General features: G+C 63.6%; 11 protein-coding genes. 6 read left to right on the top strand and 5 right to left on the bottom strand.

The annotated features are described in order from the left end of the window. Nucleotides 1–7 precede the first annotated feature (7 nt). Nucleotides 8–1,555, bottom strand: coding sequence for a YifB family Mg chelatase-like AAA ATPase (locus OJJ21_RS04800; protein ID WP_297683683.1), 1,548 nt, complete (start codon nucleotides 1,553–1,555; stop codon nucleotides 8–10). Nucleotides 1,556–1,920: 365 nt separating this feature from the next. Between OJJ21_RS04800 and OJJ21_RS04795 the strand changes: the two genes are divergently transcribed. Both OJJ21_RS04795 and OJJ21_RS04790 read left to right on the top strand, forming a co-directional pair. Beyond that, nucleotides 1,921–2,499 carry a TMEM165/GDT1 family protein gene (locus OJJ21_RS04795; RefSeq protein WP_297683681.1) on the top strand — a complete coding sequence of 193 codons (579 nt, stop codon included), beginning with the start codon at nucleotides 1,921–1,923 and terminating at the stop codon, nucleotides 2,497–2,499. A 320-nt stretch (nucleotides 2,500–2,819) separates the two neighbouring features. Next, nucleotides 2,820–3,362, top strand: a complete 543-nt coding sequence (locus OJJ21_RS04790) for a hypothetical protein (RefSeq protein ID WP_297683679.1) — start codon at nucleotides 2,820–2,822, stop codon at nucleotides 3,360–3,362. Between the two features lie 11 nt (nucleotides 3,363–3,373). Here the strand turns inward: OJJ21_RS04790 and OJJ21_RS04785 are convergent, their stop codons facing one another. Further along, a complete protein-coding gene (locus OJJ21_RS04785) occupies nucleotides 3,374–5,332 on the bottom strand; it encodes an alkaline phosphatase family protein (RefSeq protein WP_297683677.1) in 1,959 nt (652 codons plus the stop codon). A gap of 219 nt (nucleotides 5,333–5,551) precedes the next feature. Here OJJ21_RS04785 and OJJ21_RS04780 point away from each other — a divergent pair, with 219 nt between their 5' ends. From OJJ21_RS04780 to OJJ21_RS04770, 3 genes are all read left to right on the top strand, one after another. Continuing rightward, nucleotides 5,552–6,724, top strand: coding sequence for a phosphoserine transaminase (locus OJJ21_RS04780; protein WP_297683675.1), 1,173 nt, complete (start codon nucleotides 5,552–5,554; stop codon nucleotides 6,722–6,724). Nucleotides 6,725–6,797: 73 nt separating this feature from the next. Beyond that, nucleotides 6,798–8,372, top strand: coding sequence for a phosphoglycerate dehydrogenase (gene serA, locus OJJ21_RS04775; protein WP_297683673.1), 1,575 nt, complete (start codon nucleotides 6,798–6,800; stop codon nucleotides 8,370–8,372). An 89-nt stretch (nucleotides 8,373–8,461) separates the two neighbouring features. Further along, a complete protein-coding gene (locus tag OJJ21_RS04770) occupies nucleotides 8,462–8,731 on the top strand; it encodes a hypothetical protein (protein ID WP_297683671.1) in 270 nt (89 codons plus the stop codon). A gap of 1 nt (nucleotide 8,732) precedes the next feature. Here the strand turns inward: OJJ21_RS04770 and OJJ21_RS04765 are convergent, their stop codons facing one another. Beyond that, complete coding sequence (locus tag OJJ21_RS04765; protein ID WP_297683669.1) at nucleotides 8,733–9,938, bottom strand: phospholipase D family protein; 1,206 nt, start codon at nucleotides 9,936–9,938, stop codon at nucleotides 8,733–8,735. 101 nt (nucleotides 9,939–10,039) lie between these two features. Beyond that, nucleotides 10,040–10,747: a YggS family pyridoxal phosphate-dependent enzyme gene (locus OJJ21_RS04760; RefSeq protein ID WP_297683666.1), complete on the bottom strand. Its 708-nt coding sequence runs from the start codon at nucleotides 10,745–10,747 to the stop codon at nucleotides 10,040–10,042. 105 nt (nucleotides 10,748–10,852) lie between these two features. Here OJJ21_RS04760 and OJJ21_RS04755 point away from each other — a divergent pair, with 105 nt between their 5' ends. Continuing rightward, nucleotides 10,853–11,386: a thiamine phosphate synthase gene (locus OJJ21_RS04755; RefSeq protein WP_297683664.1), complete on the top strand. Its 534-nt coding sequence runs from the start codon at nucleotides 10,853–10,855 to the stop codon at nucleotides 11,384–11,386. A gap of 69 nt (nucleotides 11,387–11,455) precedes the next feature. Here the strand turns inward: OJJ21_RS04755 and OJJ21_RS04750 are convergent, their stop codons facing one another. Continuing rightward, nucleotides 11,456–12,205, bottom strand: a complete 750-nt coding sequence (locus tag OJJ21_RS04750) for a TorF family putative porin (RefSeq protein ID WP_297683662.1) — start codon at nucleotides 12,203–12,205, stop codon at nucleotides 11,456–11,458. Nucleotides 12,206–12,282 lie beyond the last annotated feature (77 nt).

The raw sequence follows: 12,282 nt of genomic DNA, 5'->3' as shown, positions 1-12,282 counted from the left end.
CCTTTTTTTATCGCACGAACCCCAGCCGCCGGTAACTCAGCGCTTCCGCCACATGGATACGGCGCACGCTGTCGCTGCCGTCCAGGTCGGCCAGTGTGCGTGCCACGCGCAGCACGCGGTGGTAGCCGCGTGCCGTCAGATGCATGGCCTTGGCGGCCTCGGTCAGCAGGGTGCGTCCGGCTTCGTCAGGCGCGGCGATCAGTTCCAGCAGCTGGCCATCGGCCTGGGCATTGGTGCGGATCACGCTGCGCCCGTCCCTGGAAAGACCGCCGCTGCCGGTGTGGGCATAGCGCTCGCGCTGGATGTCGCGCGCGCGGGCCACGCGGGCAGCGACCACGGCCGAATCTTCCGCCGGCGGCGGGGCGCTCAGATCGTCGGGGCTCACCGCCGGCACTTCCAGCGTCAGATCGATGCGGTCGAGCAGCGGGCCGGAAAGGCGGGCCTGATAGTCGCCGGCGCATTTCGGCGCCCGGCTGCAGGCCTGGGCCGGATCGCCGAGATGGCCGCAGCGGCAGGGATTCATCGCCGCCACCAGCTGCACGCGGGCGGGATAGCTGACATGCGCATTGGCGCGCGCCACCACGGCTTCGCCGCTTTCCAGCGGCTGTCGCAATGAGTCGAGCGTCTGGCGGTTGAATTCCGGCAACTCGTCGAGGAACAGCACGCCGAGATGGGCCAGGCTCACCTCGCCGGGTTTCACGCGCAGGCCGCCGCCGACCAGGGCCGCCATCGAAGCCGAATGATGCGGCGCGCGAAACGGACGCCGCCGCGTCAGCCGGCCGTCGGGCAGTTGACCGGCCAGCGAGGCGATCATGCTGACTTCCAGGATCTCGGCGGAGTCGAGCGGGGGCAGGATGCCAGGCAGGCGCTGCGCCAGCATCGACTTGCCCGCACCCGGCGGGCCGATCAGCAGCAGGTTATGTGCGCCGGCGGCGGCGATCTCGAGCGCGCGCTTGGCGCTTTCCTGGCCCTTGATGTCGCGCAGGTCGGGCAGGGCGCTGGTGTCTTCCGCTGCGATACCGGCCTGTGGCGTCGGCAGCACCTGGCTGCCCTTGAAGTGATTGATCAGCGCCAGCAGCGAGGGCGCGGCCAGCACGCGGGCCGCATCGCCGGCCCAGGCCGCTTCGCCGCCCTGCGCCTGCGGACAGATCAGGCCGCGGTCGTTGGCATGGGCTGAAAGTGCCGCGGGCAGGATACCGGTGACCGGGCCGATGGCACCGTCGAGGCCCAGCTCGCCCAGGGCGAGGAAACCGTCGAGCGCATCGGGTGGCAGCACGCCCATGGCGGTGAGCAGCGCCAGCGCAATCGGCAGGTCGTAATGGCTGCCCTCCTTGGGCAGATCGGCGGGCGCGAGATTGACGGTGATGCGTTTGGGCGGCAGGGCGAGGCCGATGGCACCCAGCGCGCCGCGCACGCGCTCGCGGCTTTCGCCCACCGCCTTGTCGGCGAGGCCGACCACGGCGAAGGCGGGCAGGCCGTTGGCCAGCTGCACCTGCGCCTCGACCGGCATCACCTCGATCCCCTGGAATGCGACGGTGCGGCAGCGTGCGACCATGCTCCGCAGTTTATTCTTTGTTCTGCGGAAAACCAATACTTCTGATTGCAGCAGAGATTATATTCTCGCGCGTAGTGAATAGCACCGTATGCGAACCAGTGCCTTGGCAGCCCGGCCGATCCGCGCTAAACAGTCGCCACACCCTTTGGGGAGTAGCCGTCCGCCGTCTTGCAGAAGACGAGCGGGGACAGCGTCAACAGACTAGGCACGGGCGACCAGCAATCCGCCCACTGCCTTGGCGCTGCCGGACCGGAGCTTAGCCCCGGTATGGCGAGACCTTAGGCTTGTACCGTTGCAACCCGGACCGGGCGGCAGCGGCGCAGCCTATGGCCAGTATCGCCGCCCGGTCCGTCTTGAGCTGCCCCGTGTTTGCCTCCCCTGAAGTCTCCGCTTTCTTCACGACCGCAGGCGTCGTCGCCATCGCCGAGATCGGCGACAAGACGCAATTGCTGTCGCTGCTGCTCGCCGCGCGGTTCCACCGACCCTGGCCGACCCTGGCCGGCATCCTCGTCGCCACCATCGCCAATCATCTCGGCGCGGCGGCGCTCGGCGTCTGGCTCGAGGACCTGCTGGAGCCGCGCGTGCTGCGCTGGGTGCTGATCGCATCCTTCCTGGCGATGGCGGCCTGGACGCTGATCCCCGACAGGCTGGACGAGGACGAAGCGCCCGGGAGCCGGCGCTGGGGCGCCTTCCTCACCACGCTGGTGATGTTTTTCCTCGCCGAGATCGGCGACAAGACCCAGCTGGCCACCACCGCGCTGGCCGCGCGCTACGACGCTATCGTCATCGTTACCGCCGCCAGCACGCTGGGCCTGATGCTGGCCAATGCACCCGTGGTGTTTCTGGGCAAGGCGCTGATGCGGCGGTTGCCGCTGCACCTGGCGCGCTATCTGGCGGCCAGTGCTTTTCTGCTGCTGGCCCTGGCACTGCTGCTGGCCGGCTGAAATGGCTCCGTCGTGCCGAATATCACCGGCGCCGCTTTCGGCACCTTCCTCAAGAGCAAGATCAAGCGCCGGGGCAAGGTGGCAAAGGCATCGGGTGCCAGGATCGATTGAACCCGGGATCGATTGAACCAAGGCCTGAGCTGGCAATTTCTGAGCGCTTGGAAATCTGACCGATTCTGGCAAAGCGGTCGCCCGGCATTCCGGGCGGCCGTTTTTATATGAATGTCACGTACAAGCCGGTGGCTGCCGGGCTGGTGGTCCGGCTAGTATGCAGACCATACCCGGTGCCGTTGACGGGCCGCGGGCAACAGAAGACGCAGATGATGAGCAAGATTACCGGCAAGAGCTACCGGAAGGCCGAGATCGAGACACTGCTCGATGCGCTGAAACGCCAGACCAGGCGTGCCCGCACGATGGCCGAAGATGCGATCCAGCGCATCAGCAGGGCGACCTACGAGCCTTATTACGAATACCGCGACGCTCTCACCGAGATCGAGGGCGTGCTGGTGCTGATTGAAGACCGCATGGAGAATGCGGAGAAGAATGCCGCCGCCCAGCTGCGCGAATATCACAGCCAGCTGATCGTCGATCTGTTGCGTCTGAAGATCGATGTGGTGCTGCGGGTTTTCCCGGCGCTGGAAGGCGCCGAGGTGCTGCCGGTCGGCACCCAGAAGGTATTCCTGGCGACGATCTGGGAGCTGCATGAAACCGTCGCCCGCATCGATCGCGAGCATATCGAGGGCGTGCTGGATGGCGATGCGCGCAAGCGGCTGGTGGTGGCGGAAACCATCCTGCGCGAGGTCTCTGACCGCGCGCCGCGTCTGATGGAGCTGGCGGCCGAGAATCACGCCCGATCGGCCTGACGCCGGCTGCCCTATCTGCCTGCTGACAGTTCGTGATACTGCCGCGCATAGAACATGCGGTGCGCCGTCTGGGTTTGCGCCACCGCCTGTTTGAGGATCAGCGGCGGTACCGCCTCGGGCGCAACCGGGGTGAGCTGGTAAGGCCCGGTCTGCATGCCATAGGGTCGCAGATCCCCCTTGGGGGTCAGGGCCACCGCGTTTTTGCCATTGCCGACGGCAACGTCGAAGTTATGTGCCATGGCGATGCGGCCGCCATCCTTTGGCACGCGACGCAGATCGACGCCGAAGAACGGGCTGTCATAGCTGAGGCCGAGCAGTCCGAGCAGGGTGGGGCCGACATCCATGCTCGACCCCAGCACCGGATTACGCTGCGGCTTGATGTGTTTCGGCGCATAGAAGATCAGCGGCACGCGAAAGGCCTGCACCGGAATCTGTGCGGCACCCCAGACCTTCGGTCCGTGATCGCCGATCATCACGAAGATGGTGTCGTCGAACCACGGCTTCTTGCGTGCCTCGTCGATGAACTGGCCGAGCGCCCAGTCGGCATAGGCGGCGGCATGGTCGCGCTGGTTCGCCGCCGGTTTCAGAGCGATGCGGCCGTCGGGATACATGAACGGGCGATGGTTGGTGACCGTCAGGCAGGCAAAGAAAAACGGGTCGGGTCCGCCTGCTATCCGGTCGATGCGGGTCAGCGCTTCCTTGAACATGTATTCGTCGGCCACGCCCCAGATCGTCTTGAAACCCTGGTCGGCGATGTCGCCCTGGCCCAGCACCTGGTCGAAGCCGATGGTCTTCCAGAAATAGCCCATATTGTCGAAGCTGGTCGGGCCGCCGTACAGGAAGCTGGAGCGGTAGCCGGTTTTCGCCAGCAGGAAAGGCAGGGAGTTCATGCCTTCCGAACCGGAGCGCCGCGCCGTGGAAATGCCGGGGATCGGCGGAAAGGATGTAAGTACCGCTTCCAGCGCCCGCACCGTGCGGTCACCGGTGGCATAGATATTGGTGAACAGCAGGCCGTCCTCGGCAATGCGGTGCCAGTTCGGCGACATCGTCTTCCAGTAGTCGCGCTGCTTTTCCTGGAATACGTCTTCGAAATAGACCGAGCCGAAGGATTCCTCGAGGATCAGCACCACATTCAGCTTTTTCGCCGGCGCCGGCCCGTTATCGACATGGCGTAGCAGGCTGCGCTCTCCAGGCGCGGCGAGATTGGTGGTGTTGTCCTGCTGCACCATGTCCCGCAGCAGCGGGATGGCCTCGCCTTCGTCGATGCCGGCATAAACGCCGTCATACTTGCTGTCGTTGGTGAAGTAGGCGCTGAGCATGCTGTGCATGCCGTTGACCGCCAGTTCGTTGACGGTGCGCGCCGCCACCGGCTCATAGGGGCCGGCGAGAACGAAGGGAACTGCAGTCACCGTGACTGCGACGGCAAGGCCGAGGATGCGGCGGCGTTCCCCGGCGATAAAGGGCGCATCAAGCGCGCGGTTCAGCCGGCGCCACAGGAAGGCATAGGCGATTGCGACGACGATACCGATCGGCGGCAGGTAATACCGCAGATCGAAGGATTCGCGGATATTGCCAATCACTTCCTTGGGGAAGATCAGATAATAGACCGCGATGCCGTTAAAGCGGCTGTTGTATTCCTCCCAGAAGAACAGCTCGGCCACGGCGCTGAAGACGGCAACGCCGAGCAGCACGATCAGCAGCAGATGGGCGAAGGTTTTGCCGGGGCGCCATCGCAGCGGTCGTGCGAAGAGATACAGCCCGGCGAGGAAGGGCAGCCCGAGCAGCAGGGCGGTGGCTGTATCGTCCAGCAGCCCGACCAGCCAGACGGCGACGAAGGCGGGTGCGGAATCCGGTGTATCCAGTGCCACCCAGATGGTCAGCACCAGCCGCACCAGCGCGGCGAGACCGATGAAAATGCCGAGGCAGAGCAGCCAGAAACGCAGGCGGGGAGGCGACAGGGCAGAGAGCATGATCAAATCGGTCTCGCGCGGGGGGAGGGGTGGTTAGACCATGCGGGCCTTACAGCCAGCTTGCAATTCGAACCCGTTAACCCCCGTGTGAGCCGGGCATATTTGCCGCAGCACCGCGCAGGACCTGATTCAGCCATTGCACCGGCGGCTGAGTCCGGGTAGAAGGGCCGCGGGACACGCCCCCCCAACGGGGCGCTTACTATCTGGAAGGATAGACAGATGACCAAGCCTGCAATGCGCCCCAATTCTGCGCATTTCTCCTCCGGCCCCTGCGCCAAGCGCCCCGGCTGGACCCCCGAAATCCTCAAGAACGCCCTGGTCGGCCGCTCGCATCGCTCGAAAGAGGGCAAGCAGCGTCTGGTCGATGTGATCGAGCAGCATCGCAAGATTCTCGGCATTCCGGCCGACTACAGGATCGGCATCGTGCCGGCGTCCGACACCGGTGCCGTCGAGATGGCGCTGTGGTCGCTGCTCGGCGAACGCGGCGTCGACGTGCTGGCCTGGGAAAGCTTCGGCTCCGGCTGGGGCTCGGATATCGCCAAAGAGCTCAAGCTCAAGGATGTCCGCACGCTCAAGGCCGGCTACGGCGAAATCCCCGATCTCAAGCAGGTCGACTGGACCCGCGACGTGGTCTTCACCTGGAACGGCACCACCTCGGGCGTGAAGGTACCGAATGGCGACTGGATCGCCGATGACCGCCAGGGTCTTGCCATCTGCGACGCCACCTCGGCGGTATTTGCCATGGACCTGCCGTGGTCGAAGCTGGATGTCACGACCTGGTCGTGGCAGAAGGCGACCGGCGGCGAGGCCGCGCATGGCATGATCGTGCTGAGCCCGCGCGCCGTGAAGCGCCTGGAGACCTATACGCCGGCCTGGCCGCTGCCGAAGATTTTCCGCATGGCCAAGGACGGCAAGCTGATCGAAGGCATCTTCAAGGGCGAGACGATCAATACGCCATCCATGCTCTGCGTCGAAGACATTCTCGATGCCCTGAAATGGGGCGAGAGCGTCGGCGGCCTGAAAGGCATGATCGGCCGTTCCGAAGCCAACCTCAAGGCGATCGCCGACTGGAAAGCGAAGACCCCCTGGGTCGATTTCCTCGCCGGCGACGCTGCCGTGCGCTCCAACACCTCGATCTGCCTCAAGGTGGTCGATCCCTGGTTCACGGCACTGGACGCCAAGAATCAGGAAGCCGCGGCCAAGCAGATTGCCTCGCTGCTGGACAAGGAAGGCGTGGCCATGGATATCGCGCATTATCGCGATGCCCCGCCGGGCCTGCGCATCTGGGGTGGCGCCACGGTGGAAACCGCAGACATCGCCGCACTCTGCCCCTGGCTCGACTGGGCCTTCGCGGAAGTGAAGGCGACCTACAAGCCGGCCGCGGCCGCCTGATCCGATCCACGGGCGCGGCTTCAGGTCGCGCCCGTTTTTCTTTCCCCGTTTTTGAAAATCCGAGGACTATCCCATGGTCAAAGTTCTGATCTCCGACGAACTGAGCCCCGCCGCCGTCGACATCTTCAAGTCGCGCGGCGTCGAGGTCGATATCAAAACGGGCCTGAAGCCAGAGGAACTGCTCGCCATCATCGGCGACTATGACGGCCTCGCCATCCGCTCGGCCACCAAAGTCACCGCCAAGGTGCTGGAAGCCGCCAAAAAGCTGAAGGTGGTCGGCCGCGCCGGCATCGGCGTCGATAACGTCGATATTCCGGCTGCCACGGCGCGCGGCGTCTGCGTGATGAACACCCCGTTCGGAAATTCGATCACCACGGCAGAACACGCGGTTGCCATGATGATGGCGCTGGCCCGTGAAATCCCGCTGGCCGACCGTTCCACCCAGGCCGGCAAATGGGAAAAGAACCGCTTCATGGGTGTCGAGCTGTATGGCAAGACGCTCGGCCTGATCGGCTGCGGCAATATCGGTTCCATCGTCGCCGATCGTGCCCAGGGCCTGAAGATGCGGGTTGTCGGCTACGACCCGTTCCTGACGCCGGAGCGCGCCACGTCGCTCGGCATCGAGAAGGTCGAGCTGGATGAACTGCTGGCGCGGGCCGATTTCATCAGCCTGCATACCCCGCTGACCGAGCAGACCAGGAACATTCTGGATGCCAAGGCGCTGGCCAAGGCGAAGAAGGGCGTGCGCATCGTCAACTGCGCCCGCGGTGGCCTGGTCGACGAGACGGCCTTGAAGGCGGCACTGGACAGCGGCCAGGTCGCCGGCGCGGCCTTCGACGTGTTCGTCACCGAACCGGCCAAGGAAAATGTGCTGTTCGGCAACGAGCGTTTCATCGCCACCCCGCATCTGGGCGCCTCGACCAACGAAGCGCAGGAGAATGTGGCGCTGCAGGTGGCAGAGCAGATTGCCGATTACCTGCTGAGCGGCGCGGTGACCAACGCGCTCAATATGCCGTCGGTCTCGGCGGAAGACGCGCCGAAGCTGCGGCCGTACATGAAGCTGGCCGAACAGCTCGGCAGCTTTGTCGGCCAGCTGGCGGAGGCCAATCTCACCAAGGTGATGATCGAATACGAAGGCCATGTCGCCACGCTCAACACCCGGCCGCTGACGGCCATCGTGCTGGAAGGCCTGCTGCGCCGCCAGCTCAGCAGCGTCAACATGGTCAATGCCCCGCTGGTGGCGAAGGAACGCAATATCGAGGTCTCCGAGGTCAAGCATGACCGCGAGGGCGACTACCAGACCCTGATGCGGGTCACCATCCATGCCGACAAGGTACGCCATCTGTCGGGCACGCTGTTCGCCAACAAGAACCCGCGTGTGGTCGAGATCAAGGGCATCGATATCGATGCCGAGCTGGGCCCGCACATGCTCTATGTCACCAATGCCGACAAGCCGGGCTTCATCGGCCGTCTGGGCACGGTGCTCGGCGATGCCGGCATCAACATCGCCACTTTCCATCTGGGACGTGCTGCCCGTGGTGAGGATGCGATCTGCCTGGTCGAGGTCGATGGTCCGATTCCGGCCGATGTGGCGGAAAAGGTGAAATCGATTCCCGGCGTGCGCCAGGCAACGCCGCTGCAATTCTGAGTCAAGCGTTAAGACGGCAGTTTACGGCTTTACGTGGGCCGGGTTGGTCGCTTAACTAACCCGGCCCCTTTTATTGACGGAGTATGATCATGGCTCGCCTGGCCCGCTTTGCACTGACGCTTGCCCTGCCGCTGGCCCTGATCGCCTGCGGCCCGCCCTCGACCGAAGAGGCGCTGAAGAAGGCCGAACCGGCCAAGACCAAGGCTGCCCTGGAAAAGGCGCTCGGCAAGCCCAGCGAATTGCAGAAGCTGGGACCGCTGGAGCAGTGGACCTACAAGACCAGCGATGGCTCGGTGACTTTTGTCATCACCGGCGACAGCGTGACGCTGGCTTCGGGCGGCACCACGAAGAAGAACTGAATCAGGTAAGATCGTAGGTGATCGCGTCTAGCATCGCGGCGCGAAAGTCCCAGGCCTGTGCCTGGCGGCGCTCCCGCGGCCGGGGCGAATTCCACCAACTGGAGTCCTGAATTGGGGCTATGACACCGTCCCAGTATTTTTCGTACTGGTGAAGCCCGATGGTGAAACCAAGCCCCTCTTGCAGGGCTTTCTTGTTTGCCTTGTCCAGACAGACAAAATAATCCGGCCGTTTCATTGCCAGCAGGCGAGTGGCAGTGGCGAGGCCATGGCCAATGCCATCAACGTTCTCGAAAGCTTTCTGATACTGGTTGGCATAGGCCAAGTAGTGCTTCTTGAAGACGGGCCCTTCCATCGGGATATTCTCTAGTGCCTTTGCCAGTGCGGCCGGGTACCGGTTGACCAGTTTCTTGAACCGTCCTGCCCCCTTCATGCTGCCAAACCATCCCCAGCCTTCTTCGCCCTCCCGGAACCCCGCAAGCTGCCCGCGCTCAAGTATTGGAATGTCTGAAAAGGTTGCATGAGAGCTCAATAGTTCTCTGGCCTTCGTCAGAACCTCAATCCGGCGATTGAAATATGTAGGAGGGTTATTCCCTTCTGACCGGATGTCAGCATAGAAAGTCGGCCAATCCATTTTGATGATGCTTGCTTCATACAGCCGTTTCTTACTGTTCTCCTGATTTTCATATCCGCCTAACGCCTTCAGGCGGCTTCTGTTGCGCTCGGCAGCGAGACGATAGTCATCCAACCACAGGGATTCTGCGCTTTTCCCGAGGGAAAAATGATGCGCCATAGCATCGTCCAGTGACCAACGCACGGAGCCATCGGGATCATCTTTATCTGTTAAATAGACGCAGACCTCCTCGTTCCTGCTGAAAGCGGAATGGGTAAAATTGGCACTGCCTACAAGGCCCGCCCAGCCGCCGCCTTTGCGATCGAACAAGAAGATTTTCGGATGAAAGACACCGTTAGTGTGAGGGACGAAATGGACGACGGGATTGCCGATGAATTGAGCAATGAAGTCAGGATCGGTCTGATAGAAATGTGTGCCGATTACGGCTTGCTTAATACGTCGTGTGTATCGCAGAAGTAATTTGTAGCCGGGGAAATCTGTGCCGGCCCAGGCAACCGATATGTGAATGTATCGGCAATTTTCGATTTCACGCTTAAAGGCGTCGGCAATCGTTGCCGACTTGTGCAGGATTTTCATGTATTCCCCCCTAAACTTCCAATCATCGGCGAAATGCATTCTTATGCAGGTATTTTCGCCGTCTTTACCAAAGATAGTAAACGAGAGGATTGTGAAGGAATTTATGCCGGTGCCGAATAACTGCGGCCGCCGAAGATAGCACTGCCCACGCGCACATGCGTGGCGCCCAGCATCACGGCCGTATCGAAATCGCTGCTCATGCCCATGCTGAGCTGATCCAGACCGTTGCGCTTGGCGATCTTGTGCAACAGTGCGAAATGCGGTGCCGGTTCTTCCTCGGCCGGCGGGATGCACATCAGGCCGATCACCGGCAGCTTCAGGCGATCGCGGCAATCGGCGATGAAGGCATCGGCATCCTGCGGCGCACAGCCGGCCTTCTGCGGTTCCTCACCGGTATTCACCTGGATGAAGCAGGGCAGGCGGCGGCCGCTCCTGGCGAATTCCCTGGCCAGTTCCTCGGCCAGGCTTTCGCGATCCAGCGTGTGGATCACGTCGAAATAGGCAACGGCCTGCTTCACCTTGTTGGTTTGCAGCGGACCGATCAGGTGCAGCACCAGGTCGGGATGAATCTCGCGCAGCGCCGGATATTTGGCCATGCCTTCCTGAACGCGGTTCTCGCCGAAATGGCGCTGACCGGCAGCCAGCGCCTCGATCACCGCCTCGGCGGGAAAGGTTTTCGCCACCGCGATCAGTGTCACGGCAGCGGCCTTGCGCTGTGCCGTCGCGGCGGCTTCGGCAATCTGCTGCCGGATGGCGGCGAGGCGCCCGGCGAGGGTGGCGCTGGATGCTTCCGGTGGGAGCTGGGTCATGGCACGCTGCGCAAGATGAAACGACGGACGAAATCGCTGGGCCGCACGCTAGCAACCCGGCCGCAGGGGTGGAAGCCCCGCGGTCCGCTTCCGTCGCGCTGGCTGGTGACAGACGCCCATCGGCTGGCGGACCCGCTGCCGGCGATCGGGCGTTTGCAGCCGGGCGACGGCGTGCTGTTCCGCCATTACGAATGGCCAGGGGTGAGACGCCTGGCGCTGGCGCAGCGGGTGGCGGCGCTCTGCCGCCGGCATGGCCTTGTGCTGCTGGTGGCCGGGGATGTGCGGCTGGCCCTGGCGGTCGGCGCCGACGGCCTGCATCTGCCGCAGGGGCTGATTGCACGCGCGGCAGCGGCGCGGCGGGCGGGATTGCGGCTGGTAACGGCTGCGGCCCATGATCCCGGCGCGGTGGGATTGGCCGCGCGCTCCGGGGTCGATGCCGTTCTGATCTCGCCGGTCTTCGCCACCGCCAGCCATCCCGGTTCGGTGGGGCTGGGTGTGCTGCGTTTTGCCGGGCTGGCAACGGTGGCCCGGCGGCAGGGGCTGGCCGTCTATGCCCTGGGCGGCATGTCCGCTGCCGGGATGCGGCGGCTGCGCCACACGGCGGCTATGGGCTTTGCGGCGATTGCCGGCTTGTCGTGAAGCATAAAAAAACCGCCGCCATCCGAAGATGGCGGCGGCTGTCTTCAGGCCGCTTGGAAGCGGGCCGTATTAGAACGTGTAGGCGTAGTTGAGCGAGAAGACGGCGGCGCTGTCGCAGGTCTTCAGGCCACCGCACTCGGTCTTGGACAGGTTGGTGTCGACAAACTGGACGCCGGCCGTGAAGCCCCAGTAGGTGGCGAACAGGCCGATATTGTAGTCGATATAGTCGTCCTTGGTGATGCCGAAGTTGGCGGGCTTGTCGATCGTCTGCTTGCCGATATTGGCCTTGATGACCGGGCTCAGATCGGTGACCGGAATCGGCACCGCCACGCCGGCAGTGTAGTACACCGCACGGCCGCTGTTATTGTAGAAGTCCGGGCTGTAGTAGATGCCGGCGCTCGGCAGCACGAAGCCGAAATCGTAGCTGGCAGCAGCCTTGAACTCGGTGTAGTTCTCCGCCGAAGTGCCGCCCTGACCAGTGTAGATGTAGCGGATGAAGCCGAGGTCGAGGCCCAGCTTGTCGAAGGTGCCACGGAAACCGCCATAGGCGTCAACTTCGGCATCGGTGCCGTTGTTGAAATCGACGCTGCTGGCCCACAGGCCGGCATAAATCGACAGCCAGTCATTCGGGGCCAGGGCCGCTTCGACACCGCCCTGCACGGCCGGATCGTTGTTGCTCTGGCTGATGCCGCGGAACTTGTAGTCCGACACCACGCCGGCGTTAACGGCAACGCTGAGCGGAATATCGGCGGCGATCGCCGGGGCGGCGGCCACCAGGCCGAGAGCCACCAGAGCGGCACGGAAAATCACTTTAGTCATAGGGCAAACCTCCGAGAGAGAAATTCCAGCGGAGATAATCAGAGAAGGCCCTGTGCGACAAACACTTACGCGATAAT

This window comes from Ferrovibrio sp. (assembly GCF_025869515.1).
In the GTDB taxonomy this organism is placed as follows: Bacteria; Pseudomonadota; Alphaproteobacteria; order Ferrovibrionales; family Ferrovibrionaceae; genus Ferrovibrio.
The sequence above is the reverse complement of the archived record's forward strand: the minus strand, read 5'-3'. Positions and strand labels throughout refer to the sequence as shown.